Origin of the sequence: Kitasatospora sp. NPDC094028 (assembly GCF_049543595.1) — a bacterium.
Taxonomy (GTDB): Bacteria; Actinomycetota; Actinomycetes; order Streptomycetales; family Streptomycetaceae; genus Kitasatospora.
In genome coordinates, this window is the sequence record NZ_JBMVFA010000007.1 from 248276 (window position 1) to 273472 (window position 25197).

The following is a 25197-nucleotide window of genomic DNA, read 5'->3' on the forward strand; positions in this document are numbered from 1 at the left end:
AAAAGCCGGTCTGCCCGCGCCGCACCCCCAGGAGGCAGCCATCCGCCGCAGCGATCCCGCCGACCTCACCGCCGCCCTGCGCACCGGCCCGTTCCACCTCGCCCTGCGCACCGCCATCGCCGCCCGCGGCCTCACCCTGCACCGGGTGCGCCGCCACCTCGCCCTGCGCGGCGTCAACGTCGGCCTCACCAGCCTCAGTTACTGGCAGCAGGGCCGCCGCCGCCCGGAACGCCCCGAGTCGCTGCGCGCCGTCGCCGCCCTGGAGGACGTCCTCGACCTGCCCGAACACTCCCTCACCCGCCTGCTCGGCCCCCGCCGGGCCGCCGCGGACCCGGTCGGCCCGCCGGTGCGCCCCTACCGCGACCTCATCGCCCCGGCCACCGCCGTCGACGACCTGCTCGCCACCATCTCCGGCCCGCGCGACACCGGCCTGCACACCGTCACCCACATCGAGCGCATCCGGATCGGCCCCGACCGGCGCCTGACCCGCCGCGACTCCCAGCACGCCCTGCGCGCCCACCGCGACGGCATCGACCGCTACCTCGCCCTCTACCAGGGCGACCCCGGCAGCGACATCGGCCTGGTCGGCGTCCGCGCCGAGGAGAACTGCCGCCCCGGCCGGATCCGCCGCGACCGGGCCCACCACCTGCTCGCCGCCGAGCTCCTGCTCGACCGGCGCCTGCGCGCCGGCGACACCCACCTGCTCGGCTACGGCTTCGACGACGCCCCCGCCCCCGAGCCCAGCGGCGAGTACGTCCGCGGCTTCAACTCCGGCGCCGGCCAGTACGTCCTGCAGGTCACCTTCCACCCGGCCGCCCTGCCCGTGCGCTGCCAGCGCTTCGCGCTCCACTCGCCCGGCGAAGCCCCGTACGAGACGGAGGAGTTGACCCTCGACGGGCACCACTGCGTGCACCTGGTGGCGACCGCGCTGCGGCCGTGCCTGCTGGGGATCAGGTGGGACTGGGAGTGATCAGCCGGGCAGGCCCCGACCCGCCTGCGCCGGGGCGAAGTCCAGGATCAGGATGTCCTCCACCGGCCGGTAGCCGATCTGCCGGTAGATCGAGTTGCTGGTCGGGTTGGCGACGTCGGTGTACAGCAGGACCTCCCCGGCGCCCCGGGTGAGGGCGTACGCGGAGGCGGCCGCGGTGACGGCGCTGGCGTAGCCGCGCCCCCGGTGGTCGGCCGGGGTGTAGACCGGGCCGATCCGGGACATCCCGGCGATGATCGGACTGGTGCCGGCCAGGGCGACCGGCCGGCCGCCGTCCTCCCAGAGGTGCACGCCACCGGCGGCGATCTTCTCGTCCACCGCCCGCGGCACGTCGGGCAGGACGATCTCGACCTCGGCCAGGAAGTCCTGGTACCAGCGGACCACCAGTTCCCGGTCGGCCGGTCCGGCGAGCCGGTGGCGGCCGGCCGGCGGGCGTGGCGGGTCGGTCAGCCGGCCGAGCCGGTACAACCGCTCCTCGGTGCGGACGGACGGGGTGGCGCCGGTGGCCGCCGTCCAGGCGGCGCTGAAGGCGCGGACCACCCCGGCGACCCCGCTGACCCCGGCCACCTCGGTGAACTCACGCCCGGCCGCCGCGAGTTCGACGGCGAGTTCGGCGGCCGCCGGCTCCGGCATGCAGGAGAGCCGGGGGTCGAACGGCGGGGTCTGCAGGAACGCGCCCGCCACCGGGCCGTCCGGCGTCGCCCGCCACCAGCCGAAGACGGGCGGCCCGCCGAACACGTCCAGCCCGGACTCGGCGAGCCGGTGGGAGATGGTGAGCAGCACGGTGTTCTCGGCCGGGTGGGCGGCCAGGAAGGCCCCGGCCTCGGCGCGGAACGCGTCCAGGGAGGTGGTGAGGGTCCAGGTCATGGCCCATCCTTGCCCCGCCGCACCGGCCCCCGCCAGCGATTATTCGGTCTCCGACCGCCCGACGACCACGCCCAGCCGGTCGGCGAGGACGGCCGGATCGGTGGTCGGCACCTCGCAGGCGAAGTGCCGGCAGACGTACGCGGCGGGCGCGCCGCCGACCAGCGGCCGGTCGGCCAGCAGCGGCACCTCCGAGCCGCCGGCCTCCCCCGGCTCCCCCGGCGCCGCGGGTTCGCCGACCGCGAGCACCGCCCCCGGGGCCGTCGCGAGCAGCGCCGCCCGGCGCAGCGCGGCGGTGGCCGGGTGGTCGGCGGGGCCGACGACGGCGATCTCGCGCGGCCCGTCCAGCAGCGCCTCGGCGACGGCGAGCCCCCAGCCGATGAAGCGGGGCGCCCGCGCGGCGAGCGCGCCGACGATGCCGAGGGCCCGCTCGGCGGCGGTGCGGTGCCGGTCGGAGCCGGTGTAGGCGGCGTAGCCGAGCAGCGCGCCGGCGGCAGCCGTCCAGCCGGACGCGGTGGCGTTGTCGGTCGGGTCCTGCGGGCGGCGGATGAGTTCCTCGGCGTCGTCGGCGGTGTCGTAGAGGGCGCCGGAGGCCTCGTCGGTGAAGTGCTTGAGCACGGTGTCGAGCAGCCCGCCGGCCAGCTGCAGCCAGGTGGCGTCGCCGGTGACGGCGTACAGCGCGAGGAAGCCCTCGGCGGTGTCGGCGTAGTCCTCCAGCACACCCGCGTTGTCGCCGGCCCGGCCGTCGCGGGAGGTGCGCAGCAGCCGCCCGTCCGGGGTGAGGTGGACGGCGAGCAGCAGGTCGGCGGCGCGTTCGGCGGCCTCGACGAGGTCGGGCCGCTCCAGCAGGGCGCCGGTCTCGGCGAGGGCGGCGATGGCGAGGCCGTTCCAGGCGGCGACCACCTTGTCGTCGCGGGCGGGTGCGGGCCGGTCCGCCCGGGCCCGGAGCATCCGCTCCCGGATCGCCTCGAACTCGGCGAAGTCCTCGGGGTCGGCGGGCAGTTGGAGCACGGAGGTGCCGTGCTCGAAGGTCCCGTCCGCGGTCACCGCGAACAGCCGCGCGGCGGTGGCGGCGTCGGCGGGCCCGAGCAGGTCCACCAACTGGCCGGGCTCCCATACGTAGTAGGCCCCCTCGGCGGTGGCGCCGGTCTCCTCGTCCAGGCTGTCGGCGTCCAGGGCGGACGCGAACGCCCCTTCGGGCGTGCGGAGTTCGCGCAGCAGGAAGTCCGCGGTGGACAGCGCCACCCGGCGGGCGAGCGGGGAGCCGGTGGCCCGCCACAGGTGCAGGTAGGCGCGCAGCAGCAGCGCGTTGTCGTACAGCATCTTCTCGAAGTGCGGCACCACCCACCCGGCGTCCACCGTGTACCGGGCGAAGCCGCCGCCGAGCTGGTCGTGCAGGCCGCCGCGGGCCATCGCCTCGCCGGTGCGGACGGCCATCTCCAGCGCCGCCTCGGAACCGGTGCGGGCGTGGTGGCGCAGCAGGAACTCCAGCACCAGGGACGGCGGGAACTTGGGCGCCCCGCCGAAGCCGCCGTGCCGCTGGTCGAAGTCCCGGCTGAGCCCGACGAGCGCCTGGTGCAGGTCGGCGTCCGCGGGCGGGTGGTGGGCGCCGGCCGCGTACACGGACGCCCGCTCGGCCAGGTCGGCCCGGATCCGCCCGGCGACCTCGGCGACCTCCTCGCGCCGGTCCCGCCAGGCGGCGTCCACGCCTTCCAGCACCTGCCGGAAGGACGGCATGCCGTGCCGGGGCTGCGGCGGGAAGTAGGTGCCGAAGTAGAACGGCTCCTTGCCCGGGGTGAGGAACACCGTCATCGGCCAGCCGCCCTGACCGGTCGCCGCCTGCACGGCCTCCATGTAGACGGCGTCGACGTCCGGCCGCTCCTCCCGGTCCACCTTGACGGCGACGAACCGCTCGTTCAGGTACTCCGCGAGCCCGGCGTCCTCGAAGCTCTCGTGCGCCATCACGTGGCACCAGTGGCACGCCGCATAGCCGACCGACAGCACGACGGGGACATTGCGCCGGCGCGCTTCCTCGAACGCCTCCGGCCCCCAGGGCCACCAGTCGACCGGGTTGTCGGCGTGCTGCTGCAGGTACGGGGACGTGGCGTCAGCCAACCGGTTCATGCGCCCCAGCCTCTCACAGTGTTCCGGCCCCGGCCGTGGAACCCGCGCGCACCGATGGCGGGGAGGACCATGCGGATCGAGCACGCGTCACCGGCGCCGGGGGCGGCGAACGGCCGGTTCACCGGCTCGGCATGGGGGCTCCGGCGCCGGTGAGGGCGAGGGTCGCGTCGAGCAGCGCGGAGGTCAGGACGGGGAGCTGCTCGGGGGATTCGCGCAGCAGGAACAGCCAGGCGAAGACGGGGCCGACGAGCAGGGCGTTGAGGGCGGCCGGGTCGGGGCGGTTGGTGAGCTCGCCGCGGGCGGCCGCGCGGTCCAGGATCGCGACGAGGGTCTCGCGCTGGAACCCGAGGTACCGCTCGACGAACCGGTCCCGCAGGGCGGGGTCGGCGTGGACGTCGGCCAGCAGGCCGGGGACGGTCCCGCCCGGCGGGGAGGCCATGGTGTCGGCGATCTCCGCGAGCACGGCGGCCAGGTCGGCGCGGAGCGAGCCGCGGTCGGGCGGCACGGCCAGGAACTGGTCGGGCAGCAGGACGTCGAAGATCATCTCCTGCTTCGTGGCGTGGCGCCGGTAGATCGCCGCCTTGCCGACGCCGGCCCGCGCGGCCACTTCGGCCATCGTGAGCCGCGTGTATCCCACCTCGGTCAGCAGCTCTCGGACGGCGGAGGCGATGGCCTCGTCGACACGGCTGTCACGGGGGCGGCCCCCCTGGGTGCGAGCTTGCTTCCGGTCAGGCATAGGTGCAACATACAGAACGAGGAGTATCGAAACCAGTAGTTCCAAAACTGCTGGTTTCGTATCCCCCGGTGCGACCGTGACCCGACGCACCACCCCAGCCGACTGGGCACGAAGGCTCGGAAAGGTTTGACCGATGCGAATCCCGAAAGCGGCCCACACCGCGCAGCCGTGGCGGATCCACGAGTTCACCCGCGACTTCCGGATCGACGACGTGTGGTCCTTCCGCACGCCCGACGCCGGTCCCGAGGACTTCCCGGTGATGGTCGCGGCGCTGAAGAAGGCCTACGACACCCGCCCTGCCCCCGCCGCGGTCAACTTCCTCTTCGCGGTGCGCTGGAAGCTCGGCGAGATCTTCAACTGGGACACCAACGCGGAGGGCTTCGGCGGACGGGTCCCCTCGCTGACCACCCGCCTCCCGGAGGAACTCGCCCGGACCAAGGCCGACATGATCCCCGCCACCGACCCGTTCACCGAGGTGTTCCAGACCGACACCGAGGCGGCCCGCGAGCTGGGCAACTTCACCGTCCACACGATCATGCACCTGGGCTGGGTGCCGACCAAGGACGGCGAGTACGAGCTGCGCATGGCGGCGCTGGTCAAGCCCAACGGGCTGTTCGGGAAGGCCTACATGGCCTTCATCCTCCCGTTCCGGTACCTCATCATCTACCCGGCGCTGACCCGCCAGTGGGAGAAGGCCTGGATGGACTTCGGCCGCCCGAACCGGCACGCCCTGAAGACCGCGCAGGGAGAGGACGCCGGCCAGGAGTAGCCCGCGCCGGGCCCCCGAGCCCACGACCGGCCGCCGCCACCGCCCCCGGTGCCGGCGGCCGGTGCCGTTCCGCCCCGGTGCCGTTCCGCCCCGGCCCCGCGCGGGCGCGGCGGTGAACTTCCCGCAAGCCCGCCGACCGGTTCACCGCGCGGGTGATCCCGACAGGTTTCTGCCACGGTGAGTCGACCCGTGGACTGCGCCCGAATCTCCTCACGCGAACTCCGCCCGGCCCGTCGCCCTCCGTCCACGCACCGGACACCGCGCGGCCGGACGCGCTCCGCCCGCAGGCCATGAACGAGTTCGCGAATTCGATCACGCCAATGGAAACGCCGCGTTTCTCTGGCAGCTTCGGGACGCGCAAGAGGTCGTACTTGGCAGGTTCTGGCCATAGTGACGCATGCATCTATCGGAATCTGCTAGATCTTGTGCCTGTCGTCTCGACCAGCGGGAGACCGGAATTCGGGGACGGGGGAAGTGCCTCGGCCATCGGTCCATCAGGCACGATCTCGCACACCGAGAACCGGGGGCGCGATCAATGACGACTTCTTTGGTCTGAATACCGGACGTGGTACCCGGAACGGGTCCCGCGCAAAACCGAACGCCGTTGAGTTCATCGAAGCCGAGTTTCATTGAGGTGCGAGGAAAAGCATGACGACGGAGACCGACGAGCAGCAGGAGAAGCTTCTCCGGTACCTCAAGAAGTCCGTGATTGAACTCAACGAAACGCGGGCCCTTCTGCGGGAAACGGAAGAACGCGCGACCGAGCCGCTCGCGGTGGTCGGCATGAGCTGCCGCTACCCCGGCGCGGATTCCCCGGACGAACTCTGGGACGTGGTCGCCGAGGGGCGGGACGCGATATCCGGATTCCCCGCCGACCGCGGCTGGGACCTGGAGCGGCTCTACGACCCGGACCCGGACCGGCTCGGCGCCAGCTACACCCGCGCGGGCGGCTTCGTCCCCAGCGCCACGGCGTTCGACGCCGACTTCTTCGGGATCAGCCCGCGCGAGGCCCTGTCCATGGACCCGCAGCAGCGGCTGCTGCTGGAGCTGTCCTGGGAGGCGTTCGAGGACGCGGGCATCGACCCGGCCTCGCTGCGCGGCAGCGACACCGGCGTCTACACCGGCGTCGGCCCGTCCGACTACGCGGCGGTACCGGCCGGCGCGGCGCCGCAGATCGAGGGCCTGCGGCTGACCGGCGGCACCACCAGCGTGGTGTCCGGCCGGGTCGCCTACACCTTCGGCCTGGAGGGGCCGGCGCTGTCCGTGGACACCGCGTGCTCCTCCTCGCTGGTCGCCCTGCACCTGGCCGCCCAGGGCCTGCGCACCGGGGAGTGCTCGCTGGCCGTGGTCGGCGGCGTGACGGTACTGGCCGGGCCGACCCTGTTCGTGGACTTCAGCCGCCAGCGCGGCCTGGCGCCGGACGGCCGGTGCAAGCCCTACGCGGCCGCCGCCGACGGCACCGGCTTCTCCGACGGCGCCGGCGTGATCGTGCTGGAGCGGCTGTCGGACGCGCGGCGCAACGGGCACCGGGTGCTCGCCGTGGTGCGCGGCAGCGCGGTGAACCAGGACGGCGCCAGCAACGGCCTGACGGCCCCGAACGGCCCCTCGCAGGAACGCGTGATCCGCCAGGCGCTGGCGAACGCCGGAGTGTCCGCGGCGGACGTGGACGCGGTCGAGGGCCACGGCACGGGCACCCAGCTGGGCGACCCGATCGAGGCCCAGGCCCTGCTGGCCACCTACGGCAAGGAGCGCGAGCACGGCCCGCTGTGGCTGGGCTCGATCAAGTCGAACATCGGGCACGCCTCCGCCGGCGCCGGCATGGCCGGCGTGATCAAGATGGTGCAGGCGCTGCGCAACGAGGAGCTGCCCGCCACCCTGCACGTGGACAAGCCCTCGCCGCACGTGGACTGGGAGTCCGGCGGCGTCGAGCTGCTGACCGAGCCGCGGCCGTGGAAGTCCGGCGAGCGGGCCCGCCGCGCCGGGGTGTCGGCGTTCGGCGTCGGCGGCACCAACTGCCACGTGATCCTGGAGGAGGCGCCGGCCGAGGAGCCCGCCGACGCCGTCGAGCCGGCCCCGGTCACCGAGCTGCCGACGGTGCCCGTCCTGGTGTCCGGTCGCGGCCCGGCGGCCCTGCGGGCCCAGGCCGAGCGGCTGCGGGCCAACGTGCTGGCCCGTCCGGAACTCACCGTCGCCGAGGTCGGGTTCTCCTCGGCCACCACCCGGGCCCACCTCGACCAGCGGGCCGTCGTCCTGGCCACGGACCGCGAGACGCTGCTGTCCCGGCTGGCCGAGCTGGCCGCGGGCGAGTCGTCGAGCGCGGCGGCCGAGGGCCGGGTGCTCACCGCCGGCGCGCTCCCGGTGTTCGTGTTCCCGGGGCAGGGCGCGCAGTGGGAGGGGATGGCGGTCCGGCTGCTGGACTCCTCCCCGGTGTTCGCCCGCGAGATCGCGGCCTGCGGTGACGCCCTGGCCGAGTTCGTCGACTGGCGGCTGGAGGACGTGCTGCGCGGCGCCGAGGGCGCGCCGACCCTGGAGCGGGTCGACGTGGTGCAGCCCGCGCTGTGGGCCGTGATGGTGAGCCTCGCGGCGCTGTGGCGCTCCTACGGCGTCGAGCCGATGGCCGTGGTCGGCCACTCGCAGGGCGAGATCGCCGCGGCCGTGGTGGCCGGCGGGCTGTCGCTGGCCGACGGTGCCCGGGTGGCCGCGCTGCGGTCGCGGGCCATCGCGGAGCGGCTCGCCGGGCTCGGCGGCATGGTGTCCGTCCAGGCGACGGTCGACCGGGTCGAGGCGCTGATCGCCCCGTCCGAGGGCCGGGCCTCGATCGCGGCCGTGAACGGCCCGTCCGCCGTGGTGGTCTCCGGCGAACCGGGCGCCCTGGACGACCTGATCGCGGCCTGCGAGCGCGAGGAGGTGTGGGCCCGGCGGATCGCCGTGGACTACGCCTCGCACTCGCTGCAGGTGGAGATCATCGAGGACGAGCTGGCGAAGGTGCTGGGCCCGGTGGCCCCGGTGCCGGGGTCGGTCCCGTTCTACTCCACGACGGTGGGCGACTTCGTCGACACCACCGTGCTCGACGGCGCGTACTGGTACCGGAACCTGCGCGGACGGGTCGGCTTCGAGCCGGCCATCCGGGCGCTGATCGACAACGGCGCCGGCTGCTTCCTGGAGATGTCGCCGCACCCGGTGCTGACGATCGCGGTGGAGAACACCGTCGCCGACCACGGCGCCGACTCCCGGGTGGGCGTCGTCGGGTCGCTGCGGCGCGACGAGGGCGGCTTCGAGCGCTTCGCCGCCTCGGTGGCCGAGGCCCACGTCGCCGGTGTCACCGTGGACTGGTCGGCGCTCTTCGCGGGCAGCGGCGCGCGGGCCGTCGCGCTGCCGACCTACGCCTTCCAGCACAACCGCTACTGGCTGACCACGGGCACCGGCGGCGCGGACGCCGCGGCCCTCGGCATGCGCCCGGTGGACCACCCCGTCCTCGGCGCGGCCGCGCGGCTCGGGGACCGGGACGAGTGGGTCTACACCGGCCGGATCTCCCCGGACGCCCAGCCGTGGATCCGTGACCACGTGGTCTTCGGCATCTCCATCGCCCCCGGGACCGCCCTGGTGGAACTGGCGCTGGCGGCCGGCGTCGGCGTCGGCTTCGGCACCCTCGACGAGGCCGTGCTGGAGGCACCGCTCGTCCTCGACGACGAGGCGGGCTGCCGGATCCAGGTGACCGTCGGCGCCCCGGAGGAGGACGGGCGCCGCGAGGTCGCGGTGTACTCGACCCCGGACGCCGGGCCGGACGACGAGGCCCCCGAGCCGGTCTGCCACGTGCGCGGCTGGCTGAGCGACGAGTCCGCCGCGCCCGCGCCCCGCCCGGCGCAGTGGCCGCCGGCGGGTGCCGAGCCGATCGCGGTGGACACCCTGTACGACCGGATGGCGCTGGCCGGGCTCGACTACGGCCCGCTGTTCAAGGGCATCCGGGCCGCCTGGCGGGTCGGGACCGAGATCTGCACCGAGGTGGCGCTGCCCGACGACGCCGACGACGCGGGCTTCGTGCTGCACCCGGCCCTGCTCGACGCCGCGCTGCAGGGCGCGCTCGTCGACAAGGACCCGAACGCGGCGGTGGAGATGCCGTTCACCTGGACCGGGGTGCGCTCCGGACGCCGGGTGCGGTCGGCGCGGGTGCGCATCACCACCTCCGCCGAGACCGGCCTGCACGTCGAGCTGTCCGACGAGACCGGCGAGCCGGTGCTGAGCATCGGCGGCCTGGTCTACCGGACGGTGGACGCGGCGCAGCTCGAAGCGGTGCGCGGCGGTGGCCCCGAGTCCCTGTACGGCGTCGAGTGGGTGCCGGTCGCGCTGGGGCAGGCCGAGCCGGCGGGCCTGGTCCGGGTGGGCTGGGACACCGACGCCTTCGCCGACCTGGACGCGGTGGAGCGGGCCGTCGCCGAGGGCACCGGTGCCCCGGACGCCGTCCTGGTCCGGATCGCGCCGGCGACCGCGGACACCCCGGCCGCGGCGGCCCGCGAGGCCGCCGGGCAGATGCTCGCCACGCTGCAGCGGTGGCTGGCCAGTGACCGTCTGGGCGAGACCCGGCTGGTCGCGGTCACCCGCGGCGCGGTGGCGCTCGACGGCGAGACGCCCGACATCGCCCAGGCCTCGGCCTGGGGTCTCGCGCGGAGCGTCCAGACCGAGCACCCGGGCCGGATCCTGCTCGTCGACCTCGACGAGGACGCGGCCGACGCGGCCGACGTGCCGTGGGACGCCCTGCTGGCCGCCGACGAGCCGCAGCTGGCCGTCCGGGCCGGCCAGGTGTCGGCGCCGCGGCTGGCCCGCGTGCCCGCGGTCGCCGAGGACCCGCTGGCCGCGCTCGACCCGGACGGCACCGTGCTGGTCACCGGCGGCACCGGCGGCCTGGGCGTGGTGTTCGCCCGCCACCTGGCGGCCGCGCACCGCGTCCGCAACCTGGTGCTGGTCAGCCGGCGCGGCCCCGCCGCGGACGGCGCCGCCGAGCTGGCGGCCGAGCTGACCGCGCTCGGCGCCCAGGTCCGGATCGAGGCCTGCGACATCGCCGACCGGGACCAGGTCGTCGCCCTGCTGGACTCGCTGGAGGCCCCGCTCACCGCCGTCGTGCACACCGCCGGTGTGCTCGCGGACGGCGTGATCGAGTCGGTGACCCCGGAGCAGCTCACCGAGGTCATGCGGCCGAAGGTGGACGCGGCCTGGATGCTGCACGAACTGACCGCGGACGCGAAGCTGTCGGCGTTCGTGCTGTTCTCCTCGGGCGCCTCGCTGTTCGGCAACCCGGGGCAGGCCTGCTACGCCGCCGCGAACGGCGGTCTCGACGCGATGGCCCAGCGGCTCCGGGCCGAGGGCGTGCCGGCCACCTCGCTGGCCTGGGGCCTGTGGGGCGACGGGGCCGGCATGGCCGGCCGCCTCGACAGCACCAACGTGGCCCGCATCGAGGACGCCGGCGTGGCCCTGCTGCCGGTCGACCACGGCCTCGCGCTGTTCGACTACTCGCTGCGGCTCGACGCCGGGCTGCTGGCACCGGTCCAGCTGGACATGGCCGCCCTGCGGGTCAAGGCCCGCACCGGCTCGCTGCCCGCGCTGCTGCGCGGACTCGTCCGGGTCCCGGCCAAGGCCGCCGAGGCGGCGGGCGGTTCGCTCGCGCAGCGGCTGGCCGGGGTGGCCGAGGAGGACCGCGAGCAGGTGGTCCTGCAGCTGGTGCAGGCGCAGGTGTCGGCCGTGCTCGGCCACGAGTCGGCGGCGGCGATCGAACCCGACCGGGCCTTCAAGGACATGGGCTTCGACTCGCTCGCCAGCGTCGGCCTGCGGAACCGGCTCAACAAGATCACCGGCCTGCGGCTGCCGGCCACCCTCGTCTTCGACCACCCGAACGCGGCGGCGGTGACCCGGTACCTGCTCGAATCCGTCGAGCCGGAGACCGCGACCGGCGGCCGGGCCGACGACGACACCGCCGAGATCCGCGCGGTCCTCGCCTCGATCCCGATCGAGCGACTGCGCCAGGCGGGACTGCTGGACACCTTGTTCGATCTGGCGCGCGGCGACGTGCCCGAGGAGGAGACCGGGGACGCTGACGCCGAGTCGGTCGACGACCTCGACGCGGAGGCACTGATCCGGATGGCCCGAGGGGACCGGTAAGACACCATGACTGCAAAGACGAACGAGCTGGTCGACGCGCTGCGGATGTCGATCAAGGACAACGAGCAGCTCCGCAAGGAGAACCGGCAGCTGCGCACCCGCGCGTCCGAGCCGCTGGCGATCGTCGGCATGAGCTGCCGGTTCGGCGGCGGGGCGACCACGCCGGAACTCCTGTGGGAGCTGCTGGCGCAGGGCCGCGACGCCATGGTGCCGCTGCCCGAGGACCGCGGCTGGCAGGTCGACCGCCTATACCACCCGGACCCGGACCACCCCGGCACCACGTACGCGAAGACCGGCGGATTCGTCGACGGCGTCGCGGACTTCGACGCCGACTTCTTCGGCATCGGCCCGCGCGAGGCGCTCGCGATGGACCCGGCGGCGCGCCTGATCCTGGAAGGCGCGTGGGAGGCGTTCGAGCACGCCGGCATCGACCCGACGTCCCTGCGCGGCACCGACACCGGCGTCTTCTGCGGCGCCATCAGCTCCGAGTACGGCGCCACCATGCCGCCCGAGCTGGGCGGGTACCGGCTGGGCATCCTGACCAGCGTGCTGGCCGGGCGGATCTCGTACCTGCTCGGGCTTGAGGGCCCGGCGGTGACGGTGGACACCGCGTGTTCCTCCTCGCTGGTGGCGCTGCACCAGGCCGCGCAGGCGCTGCGCGCCGGTGAGTGCTCGATGGCGCTGGTCGGCGGCGTGACCGTGCTGTCGAGCCCGACCCTGCTGGTCGAGTTCAGCCGCCAGCGCGGGCTGGCCCCGGACGGGCGGTGCAAGGCGTACGCCGACGAGGCGGACGGCACCGGCTTCGCCGACGGCTGCGGCCTGATCGTGCTGGAGCGGCTCTCCGACGCGCGGCGCAACGGGCACACCGTGCTCGCCGTCGTGCGCGGCAGCGCCGTCAACCAGGACGGCGCCAGCAACGGGCTGACCGCCCCGAGCGGCCCCGCACAGGAGCGGGTGATCCGGGCGGCGCTCGCCACCTCGGGCCTGTCCCCGGCGGACGTGGACGCCGTGGAGGGCCACGGCACCGGAACGGAGCTCGGCGACCCGATCGAGGCGCACGCGCTGCTGCGCACCTACGGCCGGGAGCGGACCGACGGCCCGCTGTGGCTGGGGTCGGTCAAGTCGAACATCGGGCACACCTCGGCGGCCGCCGGCATCGCCGGCGTGATCAAGATGGTGCTGGCGATGCGGCACGAGACGCTGCCCGCCACCCTGCACGCGGACACCCCGTCCTCGAACGTGGACTGGGAGAGCGGCCAGGTCGCCCTGCTGTCGCGCCCGCAGCCGTGGCGGCCGGGCGACCGGCCGCGGCGCGCGGGCGTCTCGTCCTTCGGGGTGAGCGGCACCAACGTGCACGTCATCCTGGAGGAGGCGCCCTCGGCCGCCGACCGGCCCGCCGACGAGGCGGCGCCGCGGCCCTCGGGCATCGTGCCGGTCCTGCTGTCCGGCCGCACCGAGGCGGCGCTGCGGGCCCAGGCCGGCCGGCTGCGCGAACACCTGGCGCAGCGGCCGGAGTTGACGCCGTCCGAGATCGGCCTGTCGATGGCGACCACGCGCGCGCTGCTGGAGCGGCGCGCGGTGGTCCCGGCCGCCGACCGGGACGGGCTGGCGGCCGCGCTGGCGGCCCTGGCCGCCGGGGAGCCCGGCGCGGTCGAGGGACGGGCGGTCGCCGGGAGGACGGCGGTGCTGTTCACCGGCCAGGGCTCCCAGCGGGCCCGGATGGGCTTCGACCTGGCGCGGGTGTACCCGGCGTTCGCCGCCGCGCTGGACGAGGTGTGCGCGGCGGCGGACCCGCTGCTCGGCCGGTCGCTGCGCGCGCTGCTGGCCGCGGAGCCCGACTCCGCCGAGGCGGCGCTGCTCAACGCCACCGAGTACACCCAGGTGGCGCTGTTCGCCGTCGAGGTGGCGCTGTACCGGCTGGTCGAGTCGTTCGGGGTGCGCCCGGACTTCCTGATCGGGCACTCGGTGGGCGAGATCGCCGCGGCGCACGTCGCCGGGGTGCTCTCGCTGGCGGACGCCACCGCCCTGGTGGTGGCGCGCGGCCGGCTGATGGGGGCGCTGCCCGAGGGCGGCGCGATGGTGGCCGTCCAGGCCACCGAGGAGGAGGTCACCGCGTCGCTGGCCGGCTACCAGGGCCGGCTGGAGATCGCCGCGGTGAACGGGCCGCGGGCCGTGGTGGTGTCCGGTGACGCCGACGCCGCCGAGGAGTGGCTGCCGGCCTTCGCGGACCGGAAGACCTCGCGGCTGAAGGTGTCGCACGCGTTCCACTCGCCCCGGATGGAGCCGATGCTGGCGGAGTTCGCCTCCGTCGCACGGAAGTTGACGTTCAGCGCGCCGAAGGTCGCGGTCGTGTCGAACGTGACCGGCGGGCGGGTGACCGACGAGCTCACCGACCCGATGTACTGGGTGAAGCACGTCCGCCGGGCGGTGCGGTTCGCCGACGGCGTGCGGACCCTGTACCGGTCGGGTGTCCGCCGCTTCCTGGAGCTCGGCCCGGACGCGGTGCTGACCGCGATGGCCGGCCAGACCCTCGACGGCGCCGACGACGCCGTCCTGCTCCCGGCGCTGCGCGCGCGGCACGACGAGGCCGAGACCTTCGCCCGCTTCCTCGGCGGGGCGCGGATCGCCGGCGTCGACGTCGACTGGGCGGCCTACTACGCCGGGACCGGGGCGACCCGGGTGGACCTGCCGACGTACGCGTTCCAGCGCGAGCGGTTCTGGCTGGCGCCCGGCACCGGCTCGGCCGACGCGGCCGCGGCCGGTCAGGTCGGCGTGGACCACGCGATCCTCACCGCCGCCGTGCCGGTGGCCGACCGCGACGAGTGGGTGTTCACCGGGCGCGTCTCGGCCGACACCCAGCCGTGGATCGCCGACCACGTCGTGCTCGGGGCGCTGGTGCTCCCCGGCACCGCACTGGTCGACCTGGCCGTGACGGCCGGAACGGCGATCGGCTGCCCGGCGCTGGAGCAGCTGGAGATCGCCACCCAGCTGGTCCTCACCGACGAGCCGCGCCTGGTCCAGGTGACCGTCTGCGCCGCCGACGCCGAGGGCCGCCGCGAGCTCGCGATCTACTCGCGCGCCGCCGCCGCGACCACCGCCGACGACACCGCCGACGACCGGCCGCAGGCGCTCTGCCACGCCCGCGGCCGGCTCGGTGGCGTGCCGGCGTCGCCGGTGCCGTTCGACGCGCAGTGGCCGCCGGTGGACGCCGAGCCCGTGCCCGTCGACGACCTGTACGCGCGCCTCGCGGAGGCCGGGCTCGACCACGGCCCGCTGTTCCAGGGCGTGCAGGCGCTCTGGCGCCGCGGCTCGGAGGTCTTCACCGAGATCGCGCTGCCCGACGACATCGACGGCACCGGCTACCGGCTCCACCCCGGGCTGTTCGACGCCGCCCTCCAGGGCGGTCTGCTCGACGTCGAGCCGGGTGCCGCCCCGCACCTGCCGGTCTCGTGGGCCGACGTCTCCTTCGGGACGGCCACCGCGGCCCGCGCCCGGGTCCGGATCGCCACCGCCGACTCGGTGCTGCGGGTGGACGCGGTGGACCTCGACGGCGAGCCGCTGCTGTCGGTCGGCCGGGTCGGCTACCGCCCGGCGCCCGAACTCGACGGTGCGCTGCGGCCCGGGGCGGACGCCCTGTTCGAGCTCACCTGGACGGCCGTGGACGCGGAGCCGTCCGCCGCCGCGCGGATCGCGGTCCTCGGCGGACTGGACGCCCCCGGCGAGGCGTTCGCCGATCTCGCCGCCCTGAAGGCGGCGCTGGCCGCCGGCGCCCCGGCACCCACCCTGGTGCTGGCCCCGGTCCTGGCGCCGGACGACGCGGGCGCCTCCGTCCCCGACGCGGTGCGGGACCTGTCCGCCCGGGCGATCGACACGATGCGCGGCTGGCTGTCGAGCCCCCTGTCGGCCGACGCGCGACTGGTGCTGGTCACCCGCGGCGCGGTCGCGGCCGGCACCACCGTGCCCGACCCCGCGGCCGCCGCAGTCTGGGGCGCGGCCCGCGTCGCCCGGACCGAGCACCCGGACACCGTGCTGCTCGTCGACCTCGACGAGCACGGCATCGCCGACTGGACCGTGCTCGGCGAGCTGGACGAGCCCGAACTGGCCGTCCGCGAGGGCGCGTTGCTCGCTCCCCGGCTCGCCCCCGCCGCCCCGGCCGAGGCCGCACCGGTGCCGGACGGCGCCGGGGCGGTCCTGGTCGCCTGCGGCCCGGGCGGCGCCGGTCCGGTGGTCGCCCGTGGTCTGGCCGAGCGGTACGGCGCCGAGCGGCTGCTGCTGGTCGCCCTCGGCGGCCCGGACGCGGCCGTCGACGCGGCGGCCGCCGAACTGGCCGGCGCCCGCGCCGTGGCCTGTGCCACCGTCGACGACCTCGCCGACGTGCTGTCCGCACTGGACGCCCCGCTGACCGCGGTCGTGCACGCCCCCGGGGCCGTCGCCGACGGCACCCTGGAGACGCACACCGGCGACCAGCTCGACCGGGCGGTCGACGCGCGGCTCGGCGTCGCGCTGCGACTGCGCGAGCTGACCGCCGGGCACGGCCCGGCCGCGTTCGCGCTGGTCTGCGCCGAGGCCGGACTCCTCGGCACCGCCGGGCAGCTCTCCACCGCCGCCGCCGACGCGGCCCTGGACGCCCTCGGCCACCGGTGGCGCGCCGAGGGCCTGCCGGTGACCGCGCTGGCCTGGAACACCTCCCCCGACACCGCCGAACAGGCCGAGCCGGCCCGGCGGTTGGCCGACCGCCTGGGTGCGGCGACGCCGGCCCTGCTCACGCCGCTCCGGCTGGACCCGGCCGAACTGCGGGCCCGGGCCCAGCAGGGCACGCTGGCTCCGCTGCTGCGCGGACTGGTCCGCACGCCCGCCCGCCGCGGCCGGGCCGGCGGATCGCTGGCGCGCACGCTCGCCCAGACCCCCGAGGCGGACCGCGTGCGGGTCGTCCTCGACCTGGTGCGCGCGCAGGTCGCCGCCGTCCTCGGGCACGACACCCACACCGCGATCGACCCCGAGCGCCCGTTCAAGGACGTCGGCCTCGACTCCATGGGCGCCGTCGAGCTGCGCAACCGGCTGACCAAGGTCACCGGCCTGCGGCTGTCGGCGACCATGGTCTTCGACCACCCGACCCCGGCGGCGATCGCCCGGCTGATCGTCGGCGAGCTCGCCGAGGCCTCCGACACCGCGCGCCCGGTGGTGCGCTCGCGCCGCGGCGCGGTCGACGAGCCGCTGGCGATCGTCGGCATGAGCTGCCGCTACCCGGGCGGGATCAACTCGCCGGACGAGCTGTGGGAGCTGGTGGCCGCCGGCCGCAGCGGCATGGGCGGGTTCCCCACCGACCGCGACTGGAACATCGACGAGCTGTACCACCCCGACCCCGAGCACCCCGGCACCACGTACGCGCGGATCGGCGGGTTCGTGAAGGGCGCGGGCGACTTCGACGCCGGCTTCTTCGGCATCGGCCCGCACGAGGCCCGGGCCATGGACCCGCAGCAGCGCTGGCTGCTGGAGGGTGCGTGGGAGGCGTTCGAGAACGCGGGCATCGACCCGACCTCGCTGCGCGGCACCGACACCGGCGTGTACTGCGGTGCGGTCAACCCGGACTACGGCGTCGGCATGCCGCCGGAGCTGGAGCAGTTCCACATGACCGGCGTGATGTCGAGCGTGCTGTCCGGCCGGATCTCGTACACCCTCGGCCTGGAGGGCCCGGCGGTCACCGTCGACACGGCCTGCTCCGCGTCCCTGGTGGCGCTGCACCTGGCCATGCAGGCGCTGCGGGCGGGCGAGTGCTCGCTCGCCCTGGCCGGCGGCGTCACCGTGATGGCCACCCCGACCGCGCTGTCCGACACCGCGCGCATCCACGGCCTGTCCCCGGACGGCCTGTGCAAGGCGTTCTCGGCGACCGCGGACGGCACCTCGTTCTCGGACGGCATGGGCCTGCTCGTGCTGGAGCGGCTCTCGGACGCCCGCCGCAACGGCCACCAGGTGCTGGCGGTGCTGCGCGGCAGCGCGATCAACCAGGACGGCGCCAGCAACGGCCTGACCGCGCCGAACGGCCCCTCCCAGGAGCGGGTGATCCGGGCGGCCCTGGCCGCGTCGGACCTGGCCCCGTCGCAGGTGGACGTGGTGGAGGCGCACGGCACCGGCACCTCGCTGGGCGACCCCATCGAGGCGCACGCGCTGCTGGCGACCTACGGCCAGGACCGCACCCGCGGCCCGCTGCGGCTGGGCTCGCTCAAGTCGAACATCGGGCACTCCGGCCCCGCGGCCGGCGTCGGCGGCGTCATCAAGATGGTTCAGGCGCTGCGGCACGAGACGCTGCCGCGCACGCTGCACGTGACCGAGCCGTCCCCGCACATCGACTGGGAGTCCGGCGAGGTCGAGCTGCTCCTCGCCGATCAGCCGTGGAAGACGGACGGCGAGCCGCGCCGCGCCGGCATCTCGGCCTTCGGCCTGAGCGGCACCAACGCCCACGTGATCCTGGAGGAGGCCCCGGCGCCGGACCCGGTCGCACCGACCACCGGCGAGCGGCCGCCCGCCGTCCCGGTGCTGCTCTCGGCCCGTACCCGGCCCGCGCTGCGGGCGCAGGCCGAACGGCTGCACGCCGCCCTGCTCGCCGACCCGGACCTCGACCCGGTCGACGTCGCCTTCTCGACGGCGACGACCCGTGCGGCCCTGCCGCGGCGGGCCGCGGTCGCGGCCCGGGACCGGGACGAACTGCTCGACGGGCTGACGGCGCTGGCCGGCGACGGCGCGGCCGAGCACACCGTCGAGGGCAAGGTGCTGAACGGCAAGACGGTCTTCGTCTTCCCCGGCCACGGTTCGCACTGGACCGGGATGGCGGTGCGGCTGCTGGACACCGCGCCGGCGTTCGCGGAGCAGATCGCGGCGTGCGCGAAGGCGCTCGAACCGCACGTGGACTGGAACCTGGAGGACGTGCTGCGCGGCGCGCCGGGCGCGCCGTCGCTGGAGGCGGTCGACGGGGCCGTCCCGTGGAACGTGCTGCAGCCGACGATGTTCTCGGTGATGGTCTCGCTGGCCGCGCTGTGGCGGGCCCACGGCGTGGAGCCGGACGTGATCGTCGGCCACTCGCAGGGCGAGGTCGCCGCCGCCTACGCGGCCGGCGCGCTGTCCCTGGAGGACGCCGTCCTGATCGTGGTGATGCGCAACCGGCTCGCGAGCGAGCTGCTCCCCAACGACGAGGGGCTGCTCTGGATCGGGGCGTCGGACGCCGAGGTCGAACGGCGGGTCGCCGCACACGGCGGCCGGGCCGAGGTCGCCGTGGTCAACAGCCCGGTCTCCGTGGTGCTCGCCGGTGACGGCGAGGTCCTGGAGCTGGTGCGGGCCGAGTGCGAACGCGACGGCGTGCGGACCCGCGCGCTCGGTTCGGGCTTCGCCTCGCACACCACCGCGGTCGAGGCCATGGAGACCGAGCTGGTGGCGTCCCTGGCGTCGGTGACGCCCCGGGCGGGCCGGGTCCCGTTCTACTCCACGGCGGTCGACGGATTCGTCGACACCACCGGCCTGGACGCGGCCTACTGGTACCGCAACGTCCGCAACCAGGTCGGCTTCGAGGCCGCGGTCTGCGCGCTGATCGACGACGGTGCGACCCGCTTCGTGGAGGTCTCGCCGCACCCGGTGCTGTCGACCGCGATCGAGCAGACCGCCACGGCCCACGACGCCGAGGGCCGGGTCGCCACGGTGGCGACGATCGGCACGCTCCGGCGCGACGAGGGCGGCCTGGACCGCTTCGCGCTCTCGCTGGCCGAGGCGCACACGGCCGGCATCGAGGTGGACTGGGACGGCTTCTACGCCGGCACCGGCGCCACCCGGGTGCCGCTGCCGACCTACGCGTTCCAGCGCAAGCGGTACTGGCTCGCGCCGGCCACGACCGGCCAAGCCGCCGCAGGCGCGACGCAGCCCGCCGAGCAGCCCGACGAGGACGCGGACGACCGCGGCGGCGTGCTGGTGCGGCAGTTGGCCGCGGTGCCGGCGGAGGAGCGCGAGGCGCTGGCGCAGAAGGTGGTCCGGGCGCAGGTCGCGGCCGTCCTCGGGCACGAGTCCGGCGACGCGGTCGAAGTCGACCAGGGCTTCTGGGAGATGGGCTTCAACTCGGTCGGCGTCGTCCGGCTGTGCAACCGCCTGAACCGGGTGACCGGCGTGCAGGTGGCGTCGACCGTGATCTTCGAGCACCCCGACGCCCTGGGCCTGGCCCGCTGGCTCGTCCGGCACCTGGCGGACGAGGTGGCGGCGGCCGAGGCCGACCCCCGGTCCGGCGGGTCCGACCGGCCGGTCGACGCGGACCGGCGGGCGCCGGGCAGCGCGGACGGACGGGACGCGGCCGCACCGGCCGGTTCCGCCGGCCACGGGGCCACGGCCACCCGGCCCGCCCCGCAGGACCGCGGCACGTTCACCGCGCTGGTGCGGCACGCCCACGCCGAGGGCGAGCTCGACCGGGCGATGAGCTGGCTGATGGAGGCCTCCCGCTTCCGCCCGGCCTTCACCTCGCCCGGCGAACTGCCGCAGGACGGCGGACGCGTGGTGCGCCTCGCCAAGGGCGACCCGGGGCAGCCGGGGCAGCCGGCCGTGGTCTGCGTGCCGTCGTTCGCGGTCGGCTCGGGCCCGCACCTGTTCCTGGCGCTCGCCCAGGGCCTGCGCGGCCGGGACGTGTACTCCTGCTCGCTGCCCGGCTTCCGCGAGGACGAGCCGCTGCCGGGGGCCTGGAGCACCGTCATCGGGCTGCTCGCGGAGCGGATCCGGCAGGCCGTCGGCGACGCCGAGGTGGTGCTCGTCGGGTACTCCATCGGCGGCGCCGTGGCGCACGCGCTGGCCGCCGAGCTCGAACGCACGGGCCGGGCCGCGGCCGGCCTGGTCCTGCTCGACTCGCCGGACCCGCGGTCCGTCGTCGAGGACAGCGGCAGCACGTTCGAGTCGAGCATGGACGCCCTGCTCAACGGCGGCCGCGACCTCGCCTTCGACGACTCCGGCTGGCTGGCGATGGGCGCCTACCTGCGCCTGCTGGCCGAACGCGAGGACACCGGCATCGAAACCCCGCGGCTGTACGTGAAGGCCGGTGACACGCACTCCTGGCCCGTGTGGGACCTCGGCGGCGACCTGGTGCGGCTCGACGCCGGCCACTTCGACCTGATCAACGACCCGAAGTGCGCCCAGGCCGTCGAGACGTGGGTCCGGGGCGGATTCTCTGCTGACTCAGCTGTGCACGACAAGGAGAAGTGATGAACCCCGACGCGAACGACGTGGCGGTCGAGGACGGAGCGGGCCGCTGCCCGGTCGACCACACCGCGAAGCCGGCGGAGACGACGGTGATCCCGTCCTCGCAGGTGCCGGGTCCGACCATGGGCCAGCGCGAGCAGCTCGCCCAGTGGGCCGGGAACCGCACCGCGTTCCTGAACGACTGCAAGCGGCTGTACGGCTCCAAGTTCAAGCTGGGCTTCGTGCCGGGCGTCGAGTTCTTCATCCTCACCGACCCGGACGAGGTGAAGGCCGTCTTCCAGGGGCCGCGCACCAGCCTGCACTGCGGCACCTCGAACGGCGCGCTGGAGAAGTTCTTCGGCCACACCGGGCTCGCCTTCCTCGACGAGGGCGAGCACCTGGCCCGCCGCAAGGCGCTCACCCGCAGCTTCAAGGGCGCCGCCTTCAACCGGATCACCGAAGCGGTGGAGCAGATCACCGTGGACGCGGTCGCGCAGTGGCCGCGCGACGAGGACCTCGACATGCACCCGCTGGTGCACCGCTGGGCGATGAACGTGATCCGCGAGGTCGTGTTCGGCCAGGTGGTCCCGAGCAACTGGCCGCAGCTGCTCGACGCGCTGATGGACCTGCTGGAGATCAACACCTACCCGACCGCGATGATCATGTTCGACCGGTGGTCGCCGGCGAAGAAGCGGCTCATGAAGCGCCGCCCCGGCACCGGCGTCAAGGACTTCTGGCAGAACCGGCCCCGGGTCGACGCGCTGATCGCCGAGGCGGTGGCCGAGCGCATCCAGGTCGGCGAGCTCGGCAACGACATGCTGTCGGTCCTGCTCGGCATCACCCACGAGGACGGCTCGTCGCTGTCCGGCGTGGAGCTGCGCGACGAGATCATGACCATGTTCGTCGCCGGCACCGTGACGACCGTGTCCGCGGTCTGCTGGTCGATCGAGCACTTCTCCCGCGACCCGGAGCGGCTCGCCAAGCTGCGGGCCGAGATCGCCGAGGGGTCCTCCACGGAGTACCTCACCGCCGCCGCGCACGAGGTGCTGCGGAAGAACCCGCCGCTGCCGAACAACCTGGCGCGCCAGGTCATGAAGCCGATCGTGATCGGCAACGTGCGCTACGAGCCCGGCCAACTGCTGGTTCCCAGCGCCGAGTTGATGAACAACGACCCGGAGCGCTACCCGGAGCCGGACGAGTTCCGCCCGGAGCGGTTCCTCGGCGTGCAGCCGGGCCAGTACACCTGGATCCCGTTCGGCGGCGGGCACACCCGCTGCATGGGCGACCAGATCGCGATCCACGAGATCAAGACCATGCTGCGCGAACTGGTGACCAACGTCGACTTCGAGCGGGTCGAGGAGGACCCCGCGAAGGCGGTGCCGCGCGGCCCGGTCGTGGTCCCCCAGCGCGGTCCGCGGATGGTGCTGCGCCCCCGGACCGCGGTGGCGGCCGGGAACTGACCGCGGATATTCACAGAACCGAGGAGACACCCTTGTCCGTTCCCTACAGCACCGGCGTGCACCAGCTCGCGCCGCAGACCTTCGCCTACCTGCAGGGCAGCTGTGCCACCGGCTTCGGCAACGCCGGCCTGGTGCACAGCGGCGAAGAGGCGCTGCTCGTCGACACGCTGTTCTCCGTCCCGCAGACCCGGGACATGCTGTCGGCCATCGCCAAGGCGGTGCCCACCGCCGACATCTGCTGGGTCGTCAACACCCACCACGACGGCGACCACTGGTGGGGCAACCAGCTCGTCGGCGACGCCATGATCGTGTCCTCCACGGCGGCGGCGCGGGCGATGCGCCACGCCGGCCCGGAGACCACCTCCCCGCTGCTGGCCCCCGACGCCGACCCCCGGCTGCGCAGGCACCTGGAGCCGTTCGACTTCTCCGGCATCATCCCGACCTACCCGACGATCACCTTCAGCGGCGAGCTCGAACTGACCGTGGGCCAGCGGGTCGTGCGGCTGATCGAGGCCGGCCCGGCGCACACCGTCGGCGACGTCATCGTCCACGTGCCCGACGCGGGGGTCGTGTACGCCGGTGACCTGCTCATGTTCGGCACCCACGGGGTCATCCACTCCGGGTCGATCGACAACTGCATCCGCGCCTGCGACACGATCGTCGAGCTCGACCCCGAGTTCGTCGTCCCCGGCCACGGCCCGGTCGGCGGCAAGCAGGACGTCGTGCGGGTCCGCGAGCACCTGGAGCAGCTGAAGATCCAGGCCACCGCCGCCCACCAGCAGGGCAAGTCCGCGCTGGAGGCCGCCCGCGACTTCGACCTCACCGGCTTCGAGGGCCTGGAGAACGCCGAGCGCCTGGTCCTCAACATCGGCGCCGTCTACCGCGAGCTCAACGGCGACGGAACCCCGGAGCCGCTGGAGTGCCTGCACCACATGGTGGAGCTGGAGGAGTCCCTGAAGGTCGAGGTGACCGCATGACGCCCCGGAGCACCGCGCCCCGGATGGCGCTCGCCCCGGCGGAGGTGGTCCGCCCGCTGCTCGGGATGCCCGCCGAGGTCCAGACCGACCCGGACGGCCCGCTGGCCCACATGGTCGGCAACCCGGTGCCCAACGTCCTCGGCGTGATCGGCAACCACCCGGCGCTGCTGTCCGGGATGAACCCGATGCTCTCCGCGCTCGGCCAGGGCAAGCTGCCGCTGCGCGACCGCGAGCTGATGGTGCTGCGGGTCGGCTACCTCCTGCAGTCGCGCTACGAGTGGGCCCACCACGTCGCCATCGGCTCCAAGGCCGGCATCTCCGCGGAGGAGATCGCCCGCGTCCCCGCCGGCCCGGACGCCGCCGGCTGGTCCGCGCACGACGCCGCCCTGCTGCGCGCGGTCGACGAGCTGCGCGGCCCGGACGCCGCGCTGTCCGACCGGACCTGGCAGCAGCTGTCGTCCGTGTACGACGACGAGCGGATGCTGGAGGTGCTGGCGATCATCGGCGCGTACTCGATGCTCGCCTACATCCTGAAGTCCTGCGACGTCGCCGTCGAAGACTGGTTCACCGACCCCGCCGACCTCCCCAGACCCTGAGAATCCGCCGACCGGTTCCGTGCGGCCGCACGGAACCGGCGCGGTTCGGCACCCGCATGCCGGACCGCACTCGTCAGTGGAAGTGATTCTCAGGGAGGGCAAGGCAGATGACTCGGTTCGGTGGTTCCGTGCACGAAGAGCCGATCGGAACGGACTTCTTCGACGATCCGCACAAGTACTACCGTCGCTGGCGCACCAACGGCCCCGTCTTCCGGGTCCGTCGGCCGAACGGTCTGCCGCACTGGCTGATCATCGGCTACGACGAGGCCCGCACCGCACTCGCCGACCCGCGGATGCGCAAGAACGTCACCGATCTCTACGAGATCCTGCGCCGCACCGCCCCGGACGGGCGGGGCGCCGGCGCCTCGGAACTGCTCAACTCGCACATGCTGAACAGTGACGCGCCCGAGCACACCCGGCTGCGCAAGCTCGTCGGCCGGGAGTTCACCGGGCGCCGGGTCGCCGCCCTGCGGCCGCGCATCGAGCACATCACCAAGGGCCTGCTCGACCGGATGGAGGGTCAGGAGGAGGTCGACCTGATCGAGGGGCTGGCGGCCCCGCTGCCGGTCATGGTGATCTGCGAACTGCTCGGCGTGCCCTTCGACGACCGGGAGAAGTTCCAGGAGTGGTCCCGGATCCTGCTGGACGCCGACCCCAGTGTCGACATGGCCGTCGTCTCGCAGCAGATGACCGACTACCTGACCGAACTGCTGGAGGCCAAGCGGGCCGCCCCCGGTGACGACCTGTTGTCCGGGCTGATCACCGACAGCGCGGACGGCGACCAGCTCTCCGTGGACGAGCTGATCGGGATGGCGTTCCTGCTGCTGGTCGCCGGGCACGAGACGACGCTGCACCTGATCGCCAACGGCGTCCACATGATGCTGCGGGACCAGGAGGCGCTGGAGTCGCTGCGGGCGCACCCGGACCGGATCCCCGCCGCGACCGAGGAGGTGCTCCGGCGCTTCGGTCCGGTCGGCTGGGCGACCATGCGGTACACCAGCGAGGCCGTCAGCCTCGGTGGCGTCACCATCCCGGCGGGCGAGCTCGTGTGCGTCTCGCTCGACGCCGCCAACCACGACCCCGAGTACAACGAGGACCCGCCCCGGCTGCACCAGGTGGACGAGAGCCCCAAGCACCTGGCCTTCGGGCACGGCATCCACTTCTGCCTCGGCGCCCCGCTGGGCCGGCTGGAGGCGAACGTCGCGTTCGCCCAACTGCTGCAGCGGTTCGAGAAGCTGCGACTGGCCGATCCCGACTTCTTCCCCGAGTGGCGGATCGGCTTCATGCGCGGATTCGGTTCCCTGCCGGTGCGCCTGAAATGAACGCGCGAACACC

At 74.6% G+C, this 25197-nt stretch carries 11 protein-coding genes; 8 read left to right on the top strand and 3 right to left on the bottom strand.

What is annotated here, in order from left to right:
- The first annotated feature begins 10 nt into the window (after window positions 1-10).
- Window positions 11-970 carry a hypothetical protein gene (locus tag ACPC54_RS14520; protein ID WP_498964951.1) on the top strand — a complete coding sequence of 320 codons (960 nt, stop codon included), beginning with the start codon at window positions 11-13 and terminating at the stop codon, window positions 968-970.
- On the opposite strand, the gene ACPC54_RS14525 is transcribed toward ACPC54_RS14520, so the two are convergent.
- The 3 genes from ACPC54_RS14525 to ACPC54_RS14535 all read right to left on the bottom strand — a co-directional run bounded on the left by ACPC54_RS14525 (window position 971) and on the right by ACPC54_RS14535 (window position 4712).
- Window positions 971-1855, bottom strand: coding sequence for a GNAT family N-acetyltransferase (locus ACPC54_RS14525; protein ID WP_498964855.1), 885 nt, complete (start codon window positions 1853-1855; stop codon window positions 971-973). It lies immediately after the preceding gene.
- A gap of 39 nt (window positions 1856-1894) precedes the next feature.
- The gene (locus ACPC54_RS14530) at window positions 1895-3976 is read right to left on the bottom strand and encodes a thioredoxin domain-containing protein (protein WP_498964857.1); all 2082 of its coding nucleotides are present in this window, start codon (window positions 3974-3976) and stop codon (window positions 1895-1897) included.
- Window positions 3977-4094: 118 nt separating this feature from the next.
- Window positions 4095-4712: a TetR/AcrR family transcriptional regulator gene (locus ACPC54_RS14535; protein ID WP_498964859.1), complete on the bottom strand. Its 618-nt coding sequence runs from the start codon at window positions 4710-4712 to the stop codon at window positions 4095-4097.
- A 133-nt stretch (window positions 4713-4845) separates the two neighbouring features.
- Here ACPC54_RS14535 and ACPC54_RS14540 point away from each other — a divergent pair, with 133 nt between their 5' ends.
- From ACPC54_RS14540 to ACPC54_RS14570, 7 genes are all read left to right on the top strand, one after another.
- On the top strand, window positions 4846-5481 hold the full coding sequence (locus ACPC54_RS14540) for a DUF2867 domain-containing protein (protein WP_498964861.1): 636 nt from the start codon (window positions 4846-4848) through the stop codon (window positions 5479-5481).
- 774 nt (window positions 5482-6255) lie between these two features.
- A complete protein-coding gene (locus ACPC54_RS14545) occupies window positions 6256-11631 on the top strand; it encodes a type I polyketide synthase (protein ID WP_498964953.1) in 5376 nt (1791 codons plus the stop codon).
- 6 nt (window positions 11632-11637) lie between these two features.
- Window positions 11638-20853 carry an alpha/beta fold hydrolase gene (locus ACPC54_RS14550; protein ID WP_498964863.1) on the top strand — a complete coding sequence of 3072 codons (9216 nt, stop codon included), beginning with the start codon at window positions 11638-11640 and terminating at the stop codon, window positions 20851-20853.
- Window positions 20853-22289 (top strand): cytochrome P450, encoded by a 1437-nt coding sequence (locus ACPC54_RS14555; RefSeq protein ID WP_498964865.1) that lies wholly within the window; start codon window positions 20853-20855, stop codon window positions 22287-22289. The genes ACPC54_RS14550 and ACPC54_RS14555 overlap by 1 nt, the downstream gene beginning before the upstream one ends.
- 32 nt (window positions 22290-22321) lie before the next feature.
- Window positions 22322-23266 carry an MBL fold metallo-hydrolase gene (locus tag ACPC54_RS14560; protein WP_498964867.1) on the top strand — a complete coding sequence of 315 codons (945 nt, stop codon included), beginning with the start codon at window positions 22322-22324 and terminating at the stop codon, window positions 23264-23266.
- The gene (locus tag ACPC54_RS14565) at window positions 23263-23862 is read left to right on the top strand and encodes a carboxymuconolactone decarboxylase family protein (RefSeq protein WP_498964870.1); all 600 of its coding nucleotides are present in this window, start codon (window positions 23263-23265) and stop codon (window positions 23860-23862) included. The genes ACPC54_RS14560 and ACPC54_RS14565 overlap by 4 nt, the downstream gene beginning before the upstream one ends.
- A gap of 128 nt (window positions 23863-23990) precedes the next feature.
- The gene (locus ACPC54_RS14570) at window positions 23991-25184 is read left to right on the top strand and encodes a cytochrome P450 family protein (RefSeq protein ID WP_498964872.1); all 1194 of its coding nucleotides are present in this window, start codon (window positions 23991-23993) and stop codon (window positions 25182-25184) included.
- Window positions 25185-25197: the final 13 nt, after the last annotated feature.